The sequence below is a fragment of the Pelomonas sp. Root405 genome (genome assembly GCF_001425165.1).
Lineage (GTDB): Bacteria > Pseudomonadota > Gammaproteobacteria > Burkholderiales > Burkholderiaceae_C > Pelomonas.
In genome coordinates, this window is sequence record NZ_LMDU01000001.1 from 36,700 (window position 1) to 56,892 (window position 20,193).

The window sequence follows — 20,193 nt, forward strand, 5'->3', positions numbered from 1 at the left end:
CCCCTCTACAGTGCCGCGCAACCTGTTCTGGAGTCCCGCGATGCGACTGATCACCGAGGCCGAAGTGGCGGCCGTGCTTGAACCCGACGACGCCCGCAACGCCCTGCACGCCGCCTTCGCCCAGCACGGCCGCGGCCAGGCGCAGGTGCTGGCCCGCCACCGCGCGACCAGCAGCCAGGGCGGCGCGGCGCTGGCTATCAGCGCGATGGGCGCCATCCTGGACGGGGACGGTGAACTGCCCGCCGTGCTCGGCACCAAGGTCTATTCGGCGCGGAACGGCAAGTACAACTTCCTCGTCAGCCTGTTCTCGGCCGAGACCGGGGCGGCGCTGGCGACGCTGGAGGCCAACGAGTTCACGCGCCTGCGCACGGCCGCCGCCAGCGCCGTCGCCGCGGACCTGCTGGCGTTGCCTGAGGCGCGCACGCTGGCCATCTTCGGCGCCGGCATCCAGGGCCGCGCGCACGCCGAGGCGCTGTGCCGCGTGCGCCGCTTCGAGCGCGTGCTGGTCTGCGCGCGCTCGGGCGGCGAAGGCTTCGCGCGGGACATCGAGGCGCAGATCGGCATCGCGGCCAAGATGGTCGATGCGGTCACCGCCGCCGCCGAGGCCGACGTGATCGCCACCGCCACGCGCTCGGCAACGCCGCTGTTTGATGGCGGCCTGGTCAAGCCCGGCGCCTTTGTCGCCGCCGTGGGTTCCAGCACGAAGACGGCCCGCGAGCTCGACGACACGCTGCTGGGCCGCGCGGCCCTCGTCGCCGTGGAGTGGTTGACCGCTGCGCAGCAGGAAGCCGGTGACATCGTGCTAGCTGCACCCGGCGTTGTCTCTGCCGAACGCCTGGTCGAACTGGGCGCGCTGATCGTCAGCCCGCGCTCGCGCGGACCGCAGGACATCGTCGTCTACAAGAGCGTGGGCATCGGGCTGGAAGACGTGGCCCTGGCACGCTTGGTGGCGCATCGCCTGGGGGTGTGCTGATGCGTGCCTGGCTGGTGTCGATGGCGCTGCTGCTGACGGGCTGCGCCACCACCTCGGTGCCCGACCCCGTGCAGGCTGCGCTCGACAAGGCCGGCCTGCCCGCCGACAGCCTGGGTTATGTGCTGCAGCCGCTGGATGGGTCGCGGCCGCCGCTGGCCCGCCGCGCCGACGACCCGATGGCCACCGGTTCGACGATGAAGCTGGTCACGGCCGTCGTGGCGCTCGACAAGCTCGGCATCAACCATCGTGGCCGCACCGAGCTGCTGGCTGCGGCGCCGCCGGTCGACGGGGTCATCGATGGCCCCTTGATCGTGCGCGGCGGCGCCGACCCGGACCTGGACTGGGCCAGCCTGTGGTGGCTGTTGCGCCAGTTGCGCGAGAGCGGCGTGCGCGAGATCCGCGGCGGCCTCGTCGTCGACCGCAGCCTGTTCAACCCCGGCCGTTTCGACATCGGCCTTCCGCCCTTCGACGACGCGCCCGAGCAGCCCTACAACGTCATCCCCGACGCCCTGCATTTCAACGGCAGCCTGCTGAGCCTGGAGTTCGCCTCGACGGCGGATGCCGTGACGGCGCGCGCGCTGCCGGCCCTGCCCGGGCTGCAGGTCGACACGTCGGCGCTGACGATGATCGACAGCCGCTGCCAGGACTGGAACGACAAACTCGCACCCAGCCGTGTCGAACCGACGGCGGACGGGCTGCGCGTGCAGCTGCTGGGCAGCTTCCCGCGCGGCTGCAAGCTGCGTGGCGACATGAATGTGCTGGACCGCCAGTGGCTGACCGCGCGCGCCGTGCGGCTGCTGTGGCAGGAGCTGGGCGGCACGCTCGGTGCGGGCGACGTGGAAAGCACCGCACCGGCCGGCGCGGTCGTGCTGGCCAGCCACCGCGGCCGGCCGCTGGCCGAGGTGCTGCGCAGTGTCATGAAGAGCAGCGACAACGCCTTGACGCGGCTGGTCTACCTGCAGCTGGGCGCCCGCGCCGCCCGGCCCGGCGAGCCCACGCGCGACGCCGCCGAGCGTGTCGTGCGCGACTGGTTCGCCGCCCGCGGGCTGGACGCACGCGGGTTGGTGCTGGACAACGGCTCGGGCCTGTCGCGCAGCGAGCGCATCCCGCCGGCGCTGCTGGCCGCGCTGCTGCGCGCGGCGCATGCCGGTGCGCAGCAGCCCGAGCTGCTGGGCACGCTGCCGCTGGCAGGCGTGGACGGCACGCTGACGCGGCGCCTGAAGGACGGCCCAGCGACGGGCAAGGCGAGGCTCAAGACCGGCACGCTGCGCGATGCGGTCGGCCTGGCCGGCTTCGTGCCCGACGCGAGCGGCAAGCCCTGGGTGTTCGTCGCCCTCATCAACCATCCCGAAGCTGCAGTCAAGGGGCGGCCGGTGTTGGATGCGCTGGTGAACTGGGTGGCAGGGCAACGCTGACGGCCGGCCGCATCAGCTGTTCAGCACCCACTGCAGCACCGGCAGCGGCAGGTTGCCGGCACGCAGCACCGCGTCGTTGAAAGCGGCCATGGCGTCGGGCGCGGCATGCCGGGCGAGCCAGCCCTGGCGCAGCCGCAGCAACTCGGCCTGGCCGATCTTGTAGCCACATGCCTGCCCCGGCTTGACGCAGTAGCGGTCGATCTCGTTCTGCACCGCCGCGGCCGAGCGGCCGGTGGCGTCCGCCAGTGTCTTCATCGCGCGTTCACGGCTCCAGCCGAAGGCATGCAGCCCGGTATCGACCACCAGGCGTGTGGCGCGCAACTGCTGCGCCTGCAGATAGCCCAGCCGCGCGAGCGGGTCGTCGGCATAGAAGCCGGCTTCATCCACCAGGTGCTCCGCATACAGCCCCCAGCCTTCGGAGTAGCCGTTGAACTTGAGCAACGAACGCACGGGATGCCGCTGCGCGATCTCCGCTTCATGCGCCTCCTGCCAGACATGCCCCGGCAAGGTCTCGTGCACGACCAGCGTCGGCAGCGTCCAACGCGGCCACACCGCGGTGTCGCGCAGGTTCAGGTAGAAGGCCGCGTCGCGCGAGCCGTCGAGGGCGCCCGGCGCCATGTAGGCACCCGGCGCGCCGGCCTCGGTCTCGGCCGGCACGCGCTTGACGGTCAGCGGCGCCCGCAGCGCGAGGCCCGACCATCGCGGCATCGCCGCCCGCAGGCGCGCGACCCATTCGTTGCAGTACGCGATGGCCTGCTGCCGGCCGGCGTCGGTATTGGCGAAGCGGTGCTCCGCCCGTTCGCCCAGCGCCCGCAGCCGCTCGCCGATGCCGCCCTGCGTCAGCCCCTGGCCGCGCAGCAGCGGCTCCATGCGCGCGGCGATCTCGGCAGCCTGCGCCAAGCCCATGCGGTGCACTTGCTCGGCCGACAGCCCCGTGGTCGTGCCGACCTGCAATGACCAGGCGTAGTAGCGCTCGCCGTCCGGCAGGCGCCGCACGCCCGCCTCCTCGCTGGCAGTGGGCATCGCCGCGCGCACCGCGTCGCGCTGGCGTTGCACGGCCGGCAACAGCTGCCTTTGCAGCAGGTCCAGCGCCGCCGCGCGCTCGCGCGCAGCGGCGACAGGTGCCAGGGCGTCGAGCAGTGGCGAGCGCTCAGGCGCTGCGGTCACCAGACCGTCGAGCTGGCTCGCCAGCGTCGCCAGGATGAAGCGCGGCGCGACGACGCCGAGAGCGGCGTCGCGCCGGAAGCGTTCGGTCTCGTTGTCGATCTGCGCGGGCAGCTTGCCCAGCCGCTCCAGCCAGCTCGCCACGTCGTCCGCCGTGCGCAGCGGATGCTGTGTTGCCAGGAACTGCGGCCCGCTCAGGGCCAGCCCGATCATCTGGTTGATGACATAGGGCGTGCACTCCTGGGCCAGCGTCGCCATGACGCCCTGGTCGCCGTACGCGAACGCCGCCCCTTCTTGGGCGCGCGTCAACGTGAACCGCGCGGCTTCCAGCGTGGCGGCCGCCTGCGTGTTCAGGGCGGCTCGGGGCACGCCGGCCAGGCGGTTCAACGCCGCCGTGTAGCGCCTGGATTGCCGCGGCGCGGCGTCGACAGACCGGTCCGGCCAGCGCCCGCGCAAGGCTGCCCGCGAGCCGACATCGAGGCCCAGGGCCGTGGCTTCATGCGGCGCCTCGGTCAGCAGCTCCTCCGTCCAGCCATCGAGCAGGACGTCCAGCGACCCTGCGGTCTGCGTTGCCGGGCTGGCGCCACCGGGCTGGCGAGCGCAGGCGGCCAGCAGTGCGCTGCCGCACAGGGCGCCGGCCGTTTGCAACAGCAGGCGGCGGTCCGGGGAGCTTGGCTGGAGGGTCATCGTGGTGTCGGCGGGTTGGGTCATGCGGCCATGCTCATTCATCCGCGCCGATGACAAAATGAGCAGATCCTCATGAAGGAGCCGCGCCGTGACGCAACCGCCGCAGATGACCCTGGGTCAGCTCGATCTCTTCGTCGCCCTGGTCGAAGCCGGCGGCTTCACGGCGGCGGGCGCACGGCTCGGCATCAGCCAGTCCGCCGTCAGCCATGCCATCAAGGCACTGGAGCAGGCACTCGGGACGGTCCTGTTCGACCGCCGCCAATCGCCGCCGGTGCCCACTGCCGGCGCCTTGCGCCTGTTGCCGCATGCCCGCGCGATGCTGTCCTCTGCCGAGGCCATCCGGCAGGAAGTGCAGGCGGAGCAGGGCCTCAAGTCGGGGTTGCTGCGCATCGGCTCGTTCGGGCCCAGCTCGTCGTTGTGCCTGCTGCCGCGGCTGTTGCGCGCCTTCGCCCTGCGCCACCCCGGCGTTGAGGTGCGGGTCGACGAGGAAGCCGATGGCGTGATTGCGCAATGGCTGGTGGATCGCCGCGTGGAGCTGGGTTTCGTGACGCTGCCGGAGGATCGCTTCGATACCGTGCACATCGCCAGCGACGAGTACGTGGTGGTGCTGCCGGAGCGCCACCCGCTGAGCGCGGAGGCCGCCATCCGCGCCAAGCAGCTGGATGGCCAGCCCTTCATCGCAAGCGCCGCCGGCTGCGGCGACGAGATCGCGCACATCCTTGCGCAGGCGGGTGCGCGGCCGCTGGAGCTGTTTCGCCTGCCCCAGGTGCTGTCGGTGCTGGGGCTGGTGCAGCAGGGGCTGGGGGTATCGGTGTCCGTGCGCATGGCGCTGCCGGACGCGTGGCCCGGCGTCACCTACCGCCCGCTGCGGCCCGCCGTGCCCCGGCGGGTGGCGCTGGCCATGCTGGACCGCGACAAGCTGTCACCTGCGGCGCAAGCCTTCCTGAAGATGGCCAGCGCCGAGGCGCTGCCGCAGCGCGCAACGGCAGCCTAGGGCTCAGGCCACAGCCGGCCCGAGCAGCCGCAGCGCGCCCGCGTCGGCATCGATCTCCGCCATGGCGCCCACCGGCACGGTCAGCTTGCGCTTGATGTGACCGATGGCCGCACCGCGGAAGACGGGAACGCCCAGCGGCAGGAAGTAGTCGTCGAACACCTCGTCCAACGTCAGGCTGCCGTAGCCGTCGCCGGGTTCGCACTTGGTGAAGCGACCGAGCCCGACGCCGGCCAACTGGCCTAACGCGCCCGTCAGGCGCAGCGTGGAGAGGCAGCGGTCGATGCGGTAGATGTATTCGTTGATGTCTTCCAGGAACAGGATGGCGCCGCGGCAGTCCGGGAAGTAGGGCGTGCCGGCCAGCGAGGCCAGCACGGTCAGGTTGCCGCCCACCAGCGGACCCTGCGCTTTGCCGGCGCGGATCGTCGTGATGCGCTCCTCGCGCACGACGAGGTCGTCGGCCGGCTTGACGACGGGGTTGCGCAACACGGCCGCCTCGGCATTCATGACGATGCTCTTGAAGCTCTGCACCGAGAAGTCGTTCCACTCCGACACGGCCACGGGGCTGTGGAAGGCGACCAGGCCGGTCTGACGGTGGATGGCGTTGACGAGGCTGGTCAGGTCGCTGAAGCCGCCAAAGAACTTCGGCTTGCGGCGGATCAGCGCGTAGTCCAGCTTGTCGACGATGCGGTTGCAGCCCGAGCCCCCGGTCATGGCCAGGATGCCGGCCACCGAGTCGTCGGCAAACATCGCGTTGACGTCGGCGGCGCGCTGGGCGTCGGTGCCGGCGAACGGCCCGCGCCGGGCGGCGACATGCTGGCCCGGCTTGACCTTGAAGCCCAGGGCCTGCAGCGACTCGATGGCGATCCTCAGGGGCTCGCGCTCGAAGGTGGCATTGGCCGGGCTGACCAGGCCGAGGGTGTCGCCAGCGCGCAGCCGCGGCGCCAGCAGCGGCGTCGACGCAGCGCGGGCGGGTTGGGCCGCTGCCAGCGCGCCGGTGGCGGCTGCGCTGAAGTGGAGTAGTTGACGGCGGGACGGGTTCATGGCGCGTGCATCAGTCAGGGGTGGAAAGCTCACCGCATACATGGCCGCGTGGACTCGACGACCGTGCGCGGCATTGTGTGCGCGCTGACGGCCAACGGCGTGGCTGCGTTCCAATGCGAGCATGAATCCTGACCTGCCTGCATTGCCCCCGCTGGCCCCCGGCCGCTACCGCCACTACAAGGGCGGCGAGTACGAGGTGCTCGCCGTGGCCCGCCACAGCGAGACGCTGGAGGTGGTGGTCGTCTACCGGCCGCTCTACAACGACAGCGGCTGGTGGGTGCGGCCTTACGACATGTTCACCGGCACACTCGCGGTCGACGGCATCGTGCGGCCGCGTTTCGAGCGCATCGGCGAGGCACGTCGATAGGATCCCGCCCGGGAGAGCTGCAATGGATGAAGGAACCGAGGCGCCGTTGCCGACGGCTGCGCCGCAAGATGACAGGCCCGCGCGCGGGCGCAGCGCATGGCTGCTGGAAGGCGCGCGGGTGCTGGTGTTTCGGGCGCCGCGATGGCAGGACCTGGCCGCGCGGCCGCTGACTCTGGCGCTGCTGGTGCTGGCCGGCTATGTGCTCGCATTCGGCCTGCAATGGGCGCTGGCCGACGAGGCCGCCAGGCCGCTGTGGACGGGCTTGCTGAGTGGCTGGATCGACGTCGCCGTCATCGCCTGGCTGTGCTGGGTCGTGGCGCGCTCGGCAAGCGGCAGCGATGCGCCGCGGCTGACGGCAGCGACGCTGATGGCACTGCTGTGGAGCGCGACCCTGGTGCTGAGCCTGGGCGAAGGCGCCCTGGCGCTGGTCCACGGCGCGGTGTGGGGCCCGACGGCGGACTGGCCGGCCAGCCTGCACTGGGTCAGCTGGCTGGTGGCGATCAGTTGGACGGCGCTCATGCAGATCCGGCTGCTGTGGCGCTTCGCCGGGTCGGCTGCTGCGCGCGGTGCGGTGTTGCTGCTGGTGCCGGTGCCGCTGGCGCTCAGCGGCTGGTTCGCGCCGACGGTGTTGTGGTGGGCCGAACCGACCGCCGAGGGTCAGGCCGAGGCCGAGGCCGCGCTGCCGCTGACCGACGAGATCGTCAGCGCCCAGCCGGCGCTGCTCGCCCAGGCGCTGGACGCGCTGCAACCACCGCGCCCGGGTCGCGTGAACATGTATGCGCTGACCTATGCGCCCTATGCATCCGAAGACGTCTTCATGCGCGAAAGCGCCGTGGTCGCCGAGACCCTGCGCGAGCGCTTTGACGCGGAGGGCCGGCTGGTGGAACTGGTGGTCAACCCCGCGACGGGCATGACCCTGCCCTGGGCCACGCCGCTGAACCTGCGCAAGACCATCGCGCGCATGGCCGCGTTGATGGACCGCGAGCATGACGTGCTCTTCCTTCACATGACTTCGCATGGCGGCGCCGATGGCAAGCTGGCCACCCACACCTGGCCGCTGCAGACCGAGCCGGTCACGCCGCAGTTGCTCAAGCGCTGGCTGGACGAGGCCGGCGTGCGCTGGCGCGTGATCTCGGTGTCGGCCTGCTACTCGGGCAGCTGGGTGGCGCCGCTGGCGGGTGACGGCACGCTGGTGATGACGGCGGCCGATGCCGACAACACCTCCTACGGCTGTGGCAAGCGCTCGGAGCTGACCTTCTTCGGCCGCGCCATGTACGAGGAGGCGCTGCGCAAGACCCGGTCCTTCAGCGAAGCGCATGCGGCCGCGCGCAAGGTCATCGAGGTGCGCGAGCAGGAGGCCGGCAAGAGCGACGGCTATTCCAATCCGCAGATCAGCGAAGGCGCGGGCATCAGGCCGGTGCTGGAGCGCCTCGCGGCCGAGCGGCGCACGCCTTGACCACCCGCCGTTGCACGACATGACCCTGCACATCGCTTTTGAATCGCCAGACCAGGCCGAGGTCATCGCCCTCATTGCTGAGCTGGATGCTTATCAGGATGCCCTCTACCCACCGGAAAGCCGGCATGCGCTGGATCTGACCGCGTTGATGCAGCCGGAGGTGCTTTTCGCCGTGGCCCGAGACGCGGCGGGGCAGGCGGTGGGCTGCGGGGCCGTCGTTCTGGGCGCCGAGTTCGGTGAACTCAAGCGCATGTTTGTCAGCCCGACCGCACGCGGTCAGGGGCTGGCGCAGCGGATGCTGGTCTTGCTGGAGGCCGAGGCGATCGCCCGCGGCTGCCGCCTGCTCACGCTGGAGTCAGGCCCCTTCCAACCCGAGGCGTTGGGCCTGTACGCCCGCGTTGGCTTCGAGCGCTGTGGGCCGTTCGGCAGCTATGCCGACGACCCCTTGAGCGTCTTCATGCAGAAGAGGCTTTAGAGCACCCGCGGCAGATCCCGGCGGACCGCTATCCGGTCGCCGAAGTCGAAGTGCCACCACTCGGTGGTGATGCCATGAAAGCCCGCCTCGCGCATGGCGGCGCGCAACCAGCCGCGCTCGATGAGGTGCTCGGGCTTGAGGACACCGAGCGCGAGGTGCTCGGCCTCGTGATCAGGATGCGACGCCAGCGTCATCTCATCAAAACCTGACCCCATGGCGACCTCGCGGCCCTGGGGGTCCAGCAACGTCAGGTCCACCGCCATGCCAAAGCTGTGGATGGAGCCGCGCTCGGGGTGGGCGAGGTACATCGTCAGCGGCGTGCCCTGCAGCTCGTCCCACAGGCGCTGCTGAACGCGTTGCGGGCGCAGCGCATCCAGCACCAGCAGGCGGTAGCCGGGGCGACGCGCTTGCAGCCAGGCGGCGGCTTGTTCGAGCGCATCGGCGGCCTCGCGGCGCAGCCAGTGGCAGTCGATGCCGTCGTACACGGAATGGCCGACGAAGTTGTCGGTGGTCGCATAGCGAAGGTCGACAGCGATGCCGTGGCTCAGCGTGGCCAGGCGCCGGAAGTCGAGGTGGCCGGCGATGTCTTCGATGGGAAGGGCGTTCAAGGCAGTCTCGCCAGATGCTCGTGCGCCGCGGCGGTGATGAATTTGACGAGGCGGCGCGAGGCTTGGGCGAGCGGCGCACTGGCCGCGCTGAGCAGATAGAGCTGCACCGGCACGGCAGGCGCCAGTGGCCGCACGCGCACCTTGGCGGGGTCTGCGCTGGCGGCGGTGAACGGGTCGACCAGGGTCATGCCGACGCCGGCCTCGACGAGGGCGCGCGCGAGCTGGTAGGTCTGCACGGTGATGCGGCTGGCCAGCGGTTGGCCCAGGGCTTCGCCGGCATGGTGCAGCAGGCCGGAGAGCGGGTCGTCGCTTTGCAGGCCGACGATCTCGGTGCGAATGTCCGCGAGGCTGAGCGGCCCCGTCGCTTGAGCTTCCGGGCTGCCGAGCGGGCACAGCGCCACCATCGTGCCGCTGGCAATCGGCTCGGCCTTGATGCCCGGATGGCGCGGGTCCTGCAGCGACAGGGCCAGGTCGGCTTCACCGAGCAGCAGGGCCGACACGATCTCGCGCGTGTGGTGGGTGGCCAGCGAGCAGCTGGCGTTGGGGTAGGCCTTGCACCAGGGCGTCATCGCGGCGGGCACGATGGCGGTCGCCAGTGCCGGTGTGGCGACGAGGCGCACCTGCTCACTCTCACCGCTCTTGAGGTTGGCCGCGAGGCGCCGGATGCCGACCAGGTCGCGGTTGAGCTTGTCGATCTCGACGAAGAGGCGCTGCGCCTCGGGCGTCGGGTAGAGCTTGCCGCGCACGCGGTCGAACAGTGCCATGCCGAGCTGCAGCTCGCAGTGCTGCAGCACCTTGGTGACGGCGGGCTGGGAGATGTGCAGCAGCTGGGCGGCACCGCTGATGGTGCCGGCCTGCATGATGGCGTGGAAGACTTCGATGTGTCTGAGGCGCATGAGTGAATTCAAAGGCAACCACGGAGCCACAGAGGCACGGAGCAAATGAATTGCTCTCTGTGCCGCTGTGATTGCATTTTTCGCAGCGTCACTTCCTGTACACGCCCTCGAAGTCGACGGACCCATTCGGTGCCATCTTGAACCCCACCACATCCTTGCGGACCGGGATGTACACGGTCGAATGCGCCATCGTGATCCAGGGCCGCTCGCGCTTGAAGATCTCCTGGGCCTTCTCGTACATGGCCAGGCGCTTGGCCTGATCGGGCGTGGCGCGCGCCTCGTCGATGAGCTTCTCGAACTCTGTATTGCAGAACTTGATGCCGCCGGCCTTGTTGGCCGCGCAGCTCAGGTTGGGCGTCAGGAAGTCGTCCGCATCGCCGGTTTCGCCGCTCCAGCCGCTCATGTAGACGTTGTGCTCGCCGTTGTTGGCGCGCTTGAGGTACTCGCCCCACTCGAAGGTCTTGATGTTGGCCTTGACGCCGATCCTGGCCCAGTCCTGTTGGATGAGCTGGGCCATCAGCTGGCCGTTGGGGTTGGTCGGCCGCGTGACGGGCAGGGCCCACAGGTCGATCTCGAAGCCCTTGGCAAAGCCGGCCTTGGCAAGCAGGGCCTTGGCCTTGGCGGGGTCGAACTCGTTCTTGAGCTTCTTGTTGTAGCCGGGAATGGCCGGCGGGAAAGCGCTGACCGCCTGCATCGCGTCGCCGCGCGGGAACAGCGCCTTGAAGATGGCGTCGCGATCGATGGCGATGTCCAGCGCCTCGCGCACTTCACGCTTGTCGGTAGGCGGCTTCTTCAGATTGAAGGCCAGGTAGGAGATGTTGAGCGCCTGGATCTTCTCGATGTTGACGTTGGCATTGCCTGCCAGCGAGGCGACATCGACATCGCGGATGGCCGCCGTCACGTGGCATTCGCCAGCGGCGATCTTCTGTACCCGCACGTTCGGCTCGCGGCTGATGCTGAAGACCAGGGCCGAGGTGGGTTGCTTGCCGCCCCAGTAGCCCGGGTGGGCCGTCATGCGCAGCACGTCGTCCTTGGCATAGCTCTTGAACTGGTACGGCCCCGCGCCGACAGGCTGGATGTTGATCTGGGACGCCTTGCCGTCTTTCAGCAGCTGTGCGGCGTACTCGGCTGAATGGATGCCCGCCCAGGCGAAGGCGAAGTTCGCGACAAAGGTCACGTTGGGCTGGTGGAGCCGGAAACGAATTGTGCGGTCATCGAGCTTGTCGATTCCCGCGATCAGCTTGGCCAGGCCAAGGTTCTGCGGATAGATGAAGTTGGCGGGAAACGCCTTGTTGAACGGATGATTTGGATCGATGAAGCGCTGGAATGTGAACAGCACATCGTCGGCGTTGAAATCGCGCGTCGGCTTGAACCAGGGCGTGCTGTGGAACTTCACGCCCTCGCGCAGTTTGAACGTCACGCTCTTGGCGTCGGGCGCGATCTCATAGCTGGTGGCGAGCTTGGGCGCCAGTTCGGTCGTTGGCCGTTTGAAGCCCAGCAAGCCGTCGAACATCTGCGCGCTGACGGTGTTGGTGCTGGCGCTGTCCCACAAACCGGGGTCAAAGCCTTCCGGGCTCGCGTCAGCACAGTAAATCAACGGCTTGCCCTGGGCATCGGCGAGGGTGGCGCCGGCCATGAGGGACAGCGCGACGAGGGCGGTGGACAAGGGCTTCATCACGATGATTTCAGAGGAGAAGAGGGCTGGGATTGTTTGGACCGGCGCGGTCCGCGACAAGCGAGTTGGCGGGCGCATTGCATAACGCAAACTTATACCGCCAGGCAATCCCGCGCCCGTAACGTTTCGCGACGGTCACTTCAAAGCGCGCCGTCAGAATCCGCTCCGCCACCTAGGCCCCCCCTAGTACCGAAGTGCAGCGATATGCGCTGCTAAGGATTGCTTTGCCATGACAGACCCCCAACGCCGTAAGTTTCTTCAGTACTCAGCCGCACTTGGCGGCACCCTGCCTTTGGCGGGTTGTGGTGGTGGAGGTGAAGCGGTCGCAGCGGAAGAGGCGACCGCTTCCGCGACCGCACTGCGCCCACTGCCGACCACGCCGGCCAAGCCGGCTCCTGCACCCGCGCCCGTTCCTGCACCGGCCCCAGCGGCTCCCGCGACCACGCTGGGCCTGTTCACCGGTGCCATGCAGTTCAGCCTGCTGAGCCCCAAGACCCAGGTCAAGGCGCCTTTCAGCCTGGGCTTCGCCTTCAAGCGCGGCGACATCCCCGCCGGCAGTTCGGTGGGTTCGAACCTGGCGAACCTGCAGGTCACGCCGCGTACGACCTGGCCCGACGGTTCGCTGAAGTTTGCCCAGCTCGCCGGTTTTGCCGATCTCACGGCGAACGTGCTGTCGACGATCCGCCTGCGCCGCATCGCCGCGGACACGCGAGTCATTTCACCGTTGACGCTGGCTGACCTGAAGAAGACCGGCATCACGGCCGAGGTCGGTGCCGGTGCGCTGGGCATTGCCAGCTTCGGCGCAGCCGACTGGGACGCACCGCAGGCCAACTGGGTCAGCGGTGCGCAGATGTCGTCCTGGGTCTTCCGCAAGCCGGTGGGTAGCGATGCCCACCTGGTGGCCTGGCTGGAGGTGCGCCTGTTCGCCGGCGGTGCCGTCGAGGTGCTGCCCTGGATCGAAAACGGCTATTTGATGGTGGCAGGCCCGACGAACAAGTCGGCGACGTACACCTTCAAGATCAACGGCACGCAGCGTTTCTCCGCAGCCATCGACCTGCCCCACCACTGCCGCACGCCGTTGATCAACGGCGCGGCGCTGTCGTATTGGCTGGCCACCGACCCGGATGTGACGCCGCGGCATGACCTGGCGTATCTGCAGGCGACCGAGCAGGTGCCGACGTATAGCGCGAGGGTGGATGCGAATGCGGGCATCGCACAGGCGCTTGCGACGACTTACACGCCGCTGGCCAAGGCCAACATCGTCTATTTCAACGACAGCATGCGCTCGCCGGGCTATCAAGCCCCGATCGGCCTGCTGCCGCAGCACGACGCGCTCTACCTGACCTGCGAAAGCGCCGCCACCTATGGCGCGGTGGTGCGCAATGGTTTTGCGGCCGGCCGCTACGCCGTGCACTATCGGGACGAGAAGACGCAGCGACCGATCCGCTTTTCGCAGCACCCCAACCTGGCCCTGAACCCTGAAGGCAGCGCCTTCGGCGACCAGGGCGGCTCGACACGCAGCCAGTACACGCCCAAACCGACCGGAACCGGTGCGCCCGGCTGGGATTGTGCGCACAGCCCTGCTGTGGGCTACATGGCCTATCTCGTGACGGGCCGGTTCTATTTCATGGAGCTGGTGCAGTTCGTTGCCACGGCCAATTACCTGGGCAAGGGCGACAACGATGCACTGCGTCGCGGTGCGCTGGGTCTGGTGCAGTCCTGTGCCGGCGCCTGGCAGGTTCGCTCTGCAGCGTGGCAGTGGCGCGCGTTGGCAATGGCTCTGAACGTGACGCCCGACAGTGAGAGCGTGATGCGTGGGGAGTTCCTGGGCAGCGTCCAGGCCAACATCGACAACTATCACGCCGTCTATGTTGCCCAGCCCAACAATCCTTACGGTTGGGTGCAAGGGGAAAGCTACAACAGCAGCGGCCCGTACTTCGATGCGCCCTGGATGCAGGACTTCGTGACGGCGGCCTGGGGTTTCTCGCTCAGCCTGGGGCTGCCTCTTCCAGCGGCCGTGGCAAGCAAGCATGAAGCCTTCTTCCGCTGGAAGGCGCGCAGCGTCGTCATGCGCCTGGGCTCCGCCAGTGGGTTCTGGTATGTGAACGGTGCGCCGTACACGATGAGCATCTCCCCTGTCTCCGCCCCGGACTTCCAGGGCGGCAAGGGGCCGTGGCATCCAAACGAAGCCGCCGTCTATGCCAGCACCTACGCCAGTCAGCCGAGCTGGTTCGGCAAGGTCGAAGGCCAACTGGCTGCCGAGATCATGCCGGGCGAGCGCGCAATGTGGGGCAACTTGATGCCGGCGCTGAGCTATGCCGTGCGTCATGGCGTGACCGGTGCGGCCACGGCCTATCAGCGCTTGACCTCGGCGAGCAACTACGCCGCGCTGCGCGACGCCTTCCACACTGCACCGGTTTGGTCGGTGGCGCCGGCTCGGATCACGCCGGCTTGGATGTCTGGCAAGCCGGTCGGCGAATGGTTCGAGATTCCCGGTACAGCGGGTGCCGGCGGCGCTGCGGTCGATGCCTTCAGCGGCATGGCGGTCAACGAACTGACCAACGAGCTGCTGATCGCGGCGGCCGGCGGGCATGGCGATTCGGCGGATAACCGCGTTGTCTCCTTGTCACTGGCTGCCGATACGCCAAGCTGGATCGTGCGCGCGGCCGCCAGCAAGGCGGTCCAGGCGAACGTGGCCTACTACACCGACGGCCTGCCATCGTCACGCCATCTCTACAGCTCGCTGCACTTTGTGCCGCAGGTCAATCGGTTGATGTTGTTCGGGTCCTATGGCAACTATGGGTCCGCCTGGGCATTTCCCAAGGTCGATGGATTCAACTTGGACACCAACAAATGGGATCCGGCCGGCACCTGGGCCGATATGCCGGCGGGCTATTACGGCGCCGGGCAGATTCGCTCCACCGGTGAAATCATCAGTACTTGGCTGAAGAAGTGGTCGCCCGTGGATCGGAAGTGGACAGACCTTGTCGCCAATCCGAGCGGCGACTCGGCACGCTGGCCCATGGCTGTCGACGCGCGTCGCAATCAGCTCTTCACGTTGCAGTGGGGCGATGGACAGGGATTCGATCCGCAGCGCCTGCAAGCGAGCCGTGTGCCGCTGAGCGGCGGACCGCAGGTTTCAGTCAGCTTCAACCCCAGCCCCGCGCTGACGCAATGGCTGGCCGAGAAGCCGAGCTATGCCGGCATGGACTACGACATGGACAACGACCGCTTCCTGTTCTACAGCGGCCAGGGTGATGCCGCCGGCCGTGTCTATGTGATCCAGCCCAACGACGGCAATACGTGGGACATGAGTGTGCTCAGCGTCGGTCCGGGCAGCGTCAAGATCGCGGCGACCAGCAGCGGTGGTCTGCAAAACCGCCTGCGCTACATCCCCGCGCTGCGCGGCTTCGTGCTGCTGGCCCGCGGCGGCGCCAACCTCTACTTCCTGCGCACGGCCTGACAGAATCGGCCCACCATGTGGGCCGGCTTTCAATCTCTAACCATCCAGCGTGACGGTGTCACGCTGTTTGCCCGCCAGGGCGGCCCGCTGGATTCCGGCAGGCCGCCCTTGCTTCTTTTGCACGGCCATCCGCAGACGATGGCGATGTGGCACCGCGTGGCGCCGGTGCTGGCGCGAACGCGGCGCGTCGTGCTAATGGACCTGCGCGGCTATGGCGACAGCGACCGCCCGCTGGCGGGCGAGGGCAGCGCCGCCTATGCCAAACGCGAGATGGCGCTCGACGCGATGGCGTTGATGCAGTCGCTTGGCCACGGTCGCTTCGACGTGCTGGCCCACGACCGCGGCGCGCGCGTCGCGCACCGGCTGGCGCTGGACCATCCGCAGGCCGTCGCGCGGCTGCTGCTGCTCGACATCGCGCCCACGCTGGCCATGTACGAGGGCACGACGGAGACCTTCTCGCGCGCCTACTGGCACTGGTTCTTCCTGATCCAGCCGGCGCCGCTGCCCGAGCGCCTCATCCACGCCGACCCGCTGGCCTATCTGCGCGACGGCATGGGTCGGCGTGGCGGCGCATTCTTCGCACCCGAGGCTTGGACCGAGTACGAACGGTGCATCGCCAGGCCCGGCACGGCCGCGGCCATCTGCGCCGACTACCGCGCCAGCGCGGGCATCGACCTCGACCATGACCGCAGCGACCGTGCCGCCGGCCGGCGCGTCGTTCAGCCACTGCGCGTGCTGTGGGGCGCGAACGGCGTCGTCGGCCGCTGCTTCGCACCGCTCAAGCTCTGGCAGTCTGCCGCCGACAACGTCAGCGGCCGCGCCGTGGACAGCGGCCACTACATCGCCGAAGAAGCGCCCGACGTGGTGCTGGCTGAGGCGGCCGAATTCTTCGACAAGGACGACAAGTGATGCAGAAGATTGCGGTGATGGCCGGCGACGGCATTGGCCAGGAGGTCATGCCCGAGGGGCTGCGCGTACTGCGCGCGGTGGCCGAGCGCTTCGCTCTGCCGCTGCGCTTCGACGAGTTCGACTTCGCGCATTGCCGCTACTACGAGCAGCATGGCCAGATGCTGCCGGACGACTGGAAGGCACAGATCGGCGGCCACGACGCCATCTTCTTCGGCGCCGTCGGCTGGCCGGACACCGTGCCCGACCACGTCAGCCTGTGGGGCTCGCTGCTGAAGTTCCGCCGCGAGTTCGATCAGTACGTCAACCTGCGCCCGGCGCGGCTGCTGCCCGGCGTTCGCTCGCCGCTGGCGGGACGCGGCCCCGGCGACATCGACATGTGGATCGTCCGCGAGAACACCGAGGGCGAGTACTCCAGCGTTGGCGGCCGCATGTATGCCGGCACCGATCGCGAGATCGTGCTGCAGGAGACGGTCATGAGCCGCATCGGCGTCGACCGCGTGCTGCGCTTTGCCTTCGAGCTGGCGGCGTCGCGGCCGCGCGCCAAGCTCACGTCCGCCACCAAGAGCAACGGCATCGCCATCACCATGCCCTACTGGGATGAGCGCGTCGAAGCCATGGCCGCGCAGTTCCCCGGGGTGGCGGTCGACAAGTTCCACATCGACATCCTCTGCGCCCACTTCGTGCAGCGGCCGCAGCACTTCGACGTGGTCGTCGCCAGCAACCTGTTCGGCGACATCCTGTCCGACCTCGGCCCGGCCTGCACCGGCACCATCGCCATCGCCCCATCGGCCAACCTGAACCCGACGCGCGAGTGGCCCAGCCTGTTCGAGCCGGTGCATGGTTCAGCCCCCGACATCGCCGGCAAAGGCATTGCCAACCCCATCGGCCAAGTCTGGGCGGGGGCCATGATGCTGGACTTCCTCGGCCACCGCGCCGCGCACGATGCCGTCATGTCGGCCATCGAGGCCGTGCTGGCCGACCCCGCCGCGCCCAAGACGCCCGACCTCGGTGGCACCGCCTCATGTGCCCAGCTGGGCGAGGCCATCGCCCGGGCTGCGAGAATTGCCGCACCATGAAGCCCATCGCCTACACCCGCGCCCAAGGCCTGCCAGTCCTGCTCCAGCAACGCATCGCCGTGCTCGACGGCGCCATGGGCACCATGATCCAGCGCTACAAGCTCACCGAGGCCGACTACCGCGGCGAGCGCTTCAAGGACCATCACAAGGACTTGAAGGGCAACAACGAGATGCTGATGTTCACGCGGCCCGACGTGCTGCTGGAGATCCACGAGCAATACCTCGCCGCCGGCGCCGACCTCATCGAGACCAACACCTTCGGCGCTACCACCGTCGCTCAGGAAGACTACGACCTGGCCAGCCTGGCCTACGAGATGAACGTCGAGGCCGCCAAGCTGGCCCGCGCGGCCTGCGACAAGTACTCGACGCCCGACAAGCCCCGCTACGTGGCCGGCGCGCTCGGCCCCACGCCGCGCACCGCGTCCATCAGCCCCGACGTCAACGACCCCGGCGCCCGCAACGTCGACTTCGACACCTTGCGCGCCGCCTACTACGAGCAGGCCAAGGGCCTGCTGGAAGGCGGCTGCGACCTCTTCCTCGTCGAGACCATCTTCGACACGCTGAACGCCAAGGCCGCCATCTTTGCGCTGGACGAGCTGATGGAAGACACCGGCGAGCGCCTGCCCGTCATCGTCTCAGGCACGGTGACGGACGCCTCCGGCCGCATCCTGTCGGGCCAGACGGTCACCGCCTTCTGGCACTCGGTGCGCCATGCGCGACCCATCGCCATCGGCCTGAACTGCGCGCTGGGCGCCACGCTGATGCGCCCCTACATCGAGGAGCTGTCCAAGGTCGCGGGCGACGTGGCGGTCAGCTGCTACCCCAACGCCGGCCTGCCCAACCCGATGAGCGACACCGGCTTCGACGAGACGCCGGACGTGACGGCCCGCCTGGTGGGCGAGTTCGCCAAGGCCGGCTTCCTGAACATCGCCGGCGGCTGCTGCGGCACGACGCCGGACCACATCGCAGCGATTGCCAAGGCCGTGTCGGCGTACAAGCCGCGCGTCAGCGGGGAGAAGTTCTTCAGCCAGATATTGGACGCCGCCTAGCCGGCTCGTTCTGCGCCCGCGAAGACGGGCTGTTGACAAATGAATTCAAACGAATACATTCGTGTTCGTTGGAACTCATTTGAAGGCGGTGCCGCATGGCGACGCAGACGATCACGATGGAGCCGCTGTCGGCTCGCATCCCCAGCGACCTCTATCTCTGGCTCGCGCAGCTGCAGGTGGACGGCGCCACGACGAACAGCGACAAGCTGCGCGTGCTGCTGGGCCAGCTCAAGCGCCAGCATGACGGCGCGTTTGACTACGTCGCCGCCCATGGCTGGGCGCGGGAGCTGACGCACCGGCTGCGCGAGGCGCTGGTGCGCATCGAGGGCAGCGAAGGCCAGCATTCCGAGGTGCTGAACCTGCTGGTGGAGCAGGTCACGACGTTGATGGCCCTCGTCATCAGCAGCGCGCCGCAAACCGCCGCGGACGCCGTCAAGCTGGAAGACGCGCTGGTGCGCCGCGCGGCGCTGCTGAGCGAATCGCTGCTGCGCCAGGCCACGACGAGCGCCGCCCATGCCTTCGACCCTGAGGTGGTGCGCCGCCACCTCGGCGCCACCGTCGAGATCGCCTCGACCCTGAACGTCCCCAACACCGCCAAAGGAGCTTGAGATGGCCGATTCCCTGAAGACCCGTGTGGGCCGCGTGATCGCCGGTGGCATGCATGCGTTGCTGGACAAGATCGAGGACATCAACCCGCATGCTGCTATGGAGCAGGCCATCCGCGAGGCCGACGGCGTCATCGACGAGGTGCGCCACGAACTTGGCATGGTCAGTGCCAACCGCCACCTGGCCCAGCAGCAGCATGCCAAGCTCAACCGCAGCCACGAGGAGCTGAGCGACCAGATCGCTCAGGCCCTGGCCACGCAGCGCGAGGATTTGGCGCGGGCCGCCGTGTCGCGCCAGCTCGATATCGAGGCGCAGATCCCCGTGCTGGAGGCGACGCTGGCCGACCTGGCCCGCCAGGAGCAGGAGCTGCAGGGCTTCACGGCCGCGCTGCTGGCCAAGAAGCGCGAGATGCAGGCCGCGCTGGCGGACTTCCGCAAGAGCCGCGCGGCGACGGAGTCGGCCGCCCAGCCGGTTGGCCAGTCGAACGTCGAGCAGCGCCTGGGAAAGGTGACGGACGCCTTCGACAAGATCTACCAACGCCAGACCGGCCTGGACGGCACCCAGCGCGCGGGGACGCTCGACCAGGCGGCCCGCCTGAGCGAGCTGGAGACCATGGTGCGCGACCACAAGATCGCCGAGCGACTGGCGCAGATCAGGGTCGGCCAGGCATGACACTCCTGCCCGTCCGCAACCCGGGAACATCTCGATGAACCTGTTCACCTCGCCCGAGACCCTGCCCTTCGGCGTCGCCGTGGCGCTGATCGTGGCCATCGCGCTGCTGGAGGGCCTGGGCATGCTGGTCGCGCTCAGCCCCAGCAACGTCCTCGACGACCTGCTGCCGCACGCCATGCCCGAGTCCGGCCTGGACCGCGTGCTCGGCTGGCTGCACCTGGGCCGCGTGCCGGCGCTGGTGTTGCTGCTGCTCTTCCTGCTGGGCTATGCGCTGTTCGGCTATGCGCTGCAGAAGGTGGCGTTCAACCTGGGCGGTGGCTTCCTGCCCGCCTGGCTGGCGGGTCTGCTGGCCGTGCCACCCGGGCTGGCGACGGTGCGCGGCCTGGGGTCGCTGGTGGCTCACATCATTCCGCGCGACGAGACCAGTGCGGTCAGCGAGCAGTCGCTGGTGGGCCGCGGCGGTGTCGTCAGCGGCGGTGCGGCGCGCCGCGGGCTGGCGGCGCAGGCGCGGGTGCGTGATGCGCATGGGCGCATCCACTACCTGATGGTCGAGCCCGACCTGGACGACGAAGTGTTTGAAGAAGGCGCGCAGATACTGATCGTGCGCAAGGCCGGAGCCTTCTACCGCTGCATCGCGAACCCGCATCCGAACCTGATCTGACAACAA

Annotated in this window: 18 protein-coding genes; 13 read left to right on the plus strand and 5 right to left on the minus strand. The window is 68.8% G+C overall.

Annotated features, from left to right (window positions below; genetic code table 11):
- Positions 1-40 precede the first annotated feature (40 nt).
- Entirely contained in the window at positions 41-973 is a 933-nt protein-coding gene (locus ASC81_RS00185) for an ornithine cyclodeaminase family protein (RefSeq protein ID WP_056261154.1), read from the plus strand.
- Positions 973-2,388, plus strand: a complete 1,416-nt coding sequence (dacB, locus tag ASC81_RS00190) for a D-alanyl-D-alanine carboxypeptidase/D-alanyl-D-alanine-endopeptidase (protein ID WP_056261157.1) — start codon at positions 973-975, stop codon at positions 2,386-2,388. Before ASC81_RS00185 ends, dacB begins: the two co-directional genes overlap by 1 nt.
- 12 nt (positions 2,389-2,400) lie before the next feature.
- Here dacB and ASC81_RS00195 read toward each other — a convergent pair whose 3' ends face one another.
- The gene (locus ASC81_RS00195; RefSeq protein ID WP_162245832.1) at positions 2,401-4,263 is read right to left on the minus strand and encodes a DUF885 family protein; all 1,863 of its coding nucleotides are present in this window, start codon (positions 4,261-4,263) and stop codon (positions 2,401-2,403) included.
- 64 nt (positions 4,264-4,327) lie between these two features.
- Here ASC81_RS00195 and ASC81_RS00200 point away from each other — a divergent pair, with 64 nt between their 5' ends.
- Entirely contained in the window at positions 4,328-5,233 is a 906-nt protein-coding gene (locus ASC81_RS00200) for a LysR family transcriptional regulator (protein WP_235533522.1), read from the plus strand.
- 3 nt (positions 5,234-5,236) lie between these two features.
- Here the strand turns inward: ASC81_RS00200 and ASC81_RS00205 are convergent, their stop codons facing one another.
- The gene (locus ASC81_RS00205) at positions 5,237-6,274 is read right to left on the minus strand and encodes an LD-carboxypeptidase (protein WP_056261166.1); all 1,038 of its coding nucleotides are present in this window, start codon (positions 6,272-6,274) and stop codon (positions 5,237-5,239) included.
- A 121-nt stretch (positions 6,275-6,395) separates the two neighbouring features.
- Between ASC81_RS00205 and ASC81_RS00210 the strand changes: the two genes are divergently transcribed.
- From ASC81_RS00210 to ASC81_RS00220, 3 genes are read left to right on the plus strand one after another with little or no spacing between them, the layout of a single operon-like run.
- The gene (locus ASC81_RS00210; RefSeq protein ID WP_056261170.1) at positions 6,396-6,641 is read left to right on the plus strand and encodes a DUF1653 domain-containing protein; all 246 of its coding nucleotides are present in this window, start codon (positions 6,396-6,398) and stop codon (positions 6,639-6,641) included.
- Positions 6,642-6,663: 22 nt separating this feature from the next.
- Positions 6,664-8,097, plus strand: a complete 1,434-nt coding sequence (locus tag ASC81_RS00215; protein ID WP_056261173.1) for a C13 family peptidase — start codon at positions 6,664-6,666, stop codon at positions 8,095-8,097.
- Between the two features lie 19 nt (positions 8,098-8,116).
- Complete coding sequence (locus ASC81_RS00220; protein WP_369820830.1) at positions 8,117-8,572, plus strand: GNAT family N-acetyltransferase; 456 nt, start codon at positions 8,117-8,119, stop codon at positions 8,570-8,572.
- Here the strand turns inward: ASC81_RS00220 and ASC81_RS00225 are convergent.
- From ASC81_RS00225 to ASC81_RS00235, 3 genes are all read right to left on the minus strand, one after another.
- The gene (locus ASC81_RS00225) at positions 8,569-9,180 is read right to left on the minus strand and encodes a M15 family metallopeptidase (RefSeq protein ID WP_082536141.1); all 612 of its coding nucleotides are present in this window, start codon (positions 9,178-9,180) and stop codon (positions 8,569-8,571) included. The two genes, ASC81_RS00220 and ASC81_RS00225, sit on opposite strands and share 4 nt — an antisense overlap.
- Positions 9,177-10,076 (minus strand): LysR family transcriptional regulator, encoded by a 900-nt coding sequence (locus tag ASC81_RS00230; RefSeq protein ID WP_056261176.1) that lies wholly within the window; start codon positions 10,074-10,076, stop codon positions 9,177-9,179. Before ASC81_RS00230 ends, ASC81_RS00225 begins: the two co-directional genes overlap by 4 nt.
- An 88-nt stretch (positions 10,077-10,164) precedes the next feature.
- The gene (locus ASC81_RS00235) at positions 10,165-11,751 is read right to left on the minus strand and encodes an ABC transporter substrate-binding protein (RefSeq protein ID WP_056261179.1); all 1,587 of its coding nucleotides are present in this window, start codon (positions 11,749-11,751) and stop codon (positions 10,165-10,167) included.
- A 466-nt stretch (positions 11,752-12,217) separates the two neighbouring features.
- Here ASC81_RS00235 and ASC81_RS00240 point away from each other — a divergent pair, with 466 nt between their 5' ends.
- The 7 genes from ASC81_RS00240 (at position 12,218) to ASC81_RS00270 (ending at position 20,187) form a co-directional block, all read left to right on the plus strand.
- Positions 12,218-15,214 carry a hypothetical protein gene (locus ASC81_RS00240; RefSeq protein WP_056261181.1) on the plus strand — a complete coding sequence of 999 codons (2,997 nt, stop codon included), beginning with the start codon at positions 12,218-12,220 and terminating at the stop codon, positions 15,212-15,214.
- A gap of 15 nt (positions 15,215-15,229) precedes the next feature.
- On the plus strand, positions 15,230-16,123 hold the full coding sequence (locus tag ASC81_RS00245; protein ID WP_056261184.1) for an alpha/beta fold hydrolase: 894 nt from the start codon (positions 15,230-15,232) through the stop codon (positions 16,121-16,123).
- Positions 16,123-17,199, plus strand: coding sequence for a tartrate dehydrogenase (locus ASC81_RS00250; RefSeq protein WP_056261185.1), 1,077 nt, complete (start codon positions 16,123-16,125; stop codon positions 17,197-17,199). Before ASC81_RS00245 ends, ASC81_RS00250 begins: the two co-directional genes overlap by 1 nt.
- A complete protein-coding gene (locus ASC81_RS00255; RefSeq protein ID WP_056261188.1) occupies positions 17,196-18,248 on the plus strand; it encodes a homocysteine S-methyltransferase family protein in 1,053 nt (350 codons plus the stop codon). The genes ASC81_RS00250 and ASC81_RS00255 overlap by 4 nt, the downstream gene beginning before the upstream one ends.
- 95 nt (positions 18,249-18,343) lie before the next feature.
- The gene (locus ASC81_RS00260; protein ID WP_056261190.1) at positions 18,344-18,856 is read left to right on the plus strand and encodes a hypothetical protein; all 513 of its coding nucleotides are present in this window, start codon (positions 18,344-18,346) and stop codon (positions 18,854-18,856) included.
- A gap of 1 nt (position 18,857) precedes the next feature.
- Positions 18,858-19,526, plus strand: coding sequence for a PspA/IM30 family protein (locus tag ASC81_RS00265; RefSeq protein WP_056261192.1), 669 nt, complete (start codon positions 18,858-18,860; stop codon positions 19,524-19,526).
- 34 nt (positions 19,527-19,560) lie between these two features.
- Positions 19,561-20,187, plus strand: a complete 627-nt coding sequence (locus ASC81_RS00270; RefSeq protein WP_056261194.1) for a YqiJ family protein — start codon at positions 19,561-19,563, stop codon at positions 20,185-20,187.
- Positions 20,188-20,193: the final 6 nt, after the last annotated feature.

What these genes read in the sequence shown, in the direction of transcription:
- ASC81_RS00220 (WP_369820830.1), top strand. Translation starts at nt 8,117, where the DNA reads ATGACCCTGCACATCGCTTTTGAATCGCCAGACCAGGCCGAGGTCATC.
- dacB (WP_056261157.1), top strand. Translation starts at nt 973, where the DNA reads ATGCGTGCCTGGCTGGTGTCGATGGCGCTGCTGCTGACGGGCTGCGCC.
- ASC81_RS00260 (WP_056261190.1), top strand. Translation starts at nt 18,344, where the DNA reads ATGGCGACGCAGACGATCACGATGGAGCCGCTGTCGGCTCGCATCCCC.
- ASC81_RS00185 (WP_056261154.1), top strand. Translation starts at nt 41, where the DNA reads ATGCGACTGATCACCGAGGCCGAAGTGGCGGCCGTGCTTGAACCCGAC.
- ASC81_RS00270 (WP_056261194.1), top strand. Translation starts at nt 19,561, where the DNA reads ATGAACCTGTTCACCTCGCCCGAGACCCTGCCCTTCGGCGTCGCCGTG.
- ASC81_RS00250 (WP_056261185.1), top strand. Translation starts at nt 16,123, where the DNA reads ATGCAGAAGATTGCGGTGATGGCCGGCGACGGCATTGGCCAGGAGGTC.
- ASC81_RS00210 (WP_056261170.1), top strand. Translation starts at nt 6,396, where the DNA reads ATGAATCCTGACCTGCCTGCATTGCCCCCGCTGGCCCCCGGCCGCTAC.
- ASC81_RS00245 (WP_056261184.1), top strand. Translation starts at nt 15,230, where the DNA reads ATGTGGGCCGGCTTTCAATCTCTAACCATCCAGCGTGACGGTGTCACG.
- ASC81_RS00195 (WP_162245832.1), bottom strand. Translation starts at nt 4,263, where the DNA reads ATGACCCAACCCGCCGACACCACGATGACCCTCCAGCCAAGCTCCCCG.
- ASC81_RS00265 (WP_056261192.1), top strand. Translation starts at nt 18,858, where the DNA reads ATGGCCGATTCCCTGAAGACCCGTGTGGGCCGCGTGATCGCCGGTGGC.
- ASC81_RS00235 (WP_056261179.1), bottom strand. Translation starts at nt 11,751, where the DNA reads ATGAAGCCCTTGTCCACCGCCCTCGTCGCGCTGTCCCTCATGGCCGGC.
- ASC81_RS00240 (WP_056261181.1), top strand. Translation starts at nt 12,218, where the DNA reads ATGCAGTTCAGCCTGCTGAGCCCCAAGACCCAGGTCAAGGCGCCTTTC.
- ASC81_RS00205 (WP_056261166.1), bottom strand. Translation starts at nt 6,274, where the DNA reads ATGAACCCGTCCCGCCGTCAACTACTCCACTTCAGCGCAGCCGCCACC.
- ASC81_RS00255 (WP_056261188.1), top strand. Translation starts at nt 17,196, where the DNA reads ATGAAGCCCATCGCCTACACCCGCGCCCAAGGCCTGCCAGTCCTGCTC.
- ASC81_RS00215 (WP_056261173.1), top strand. Translation starts at nt 6,664, where the DNA reads ATGGATGAAGGAACCGAGGCGCCGTTGCCGACGGCTGCGCCGCAAGAT.
- ASC81_RS00230 (WP_056261176.1), bottom strand. Translation starts at nt 10,076, where the DNA reads ATGCGCCTCAGACACATCGAAGTCTTCCACGCCATCATGCAGGCCGGC.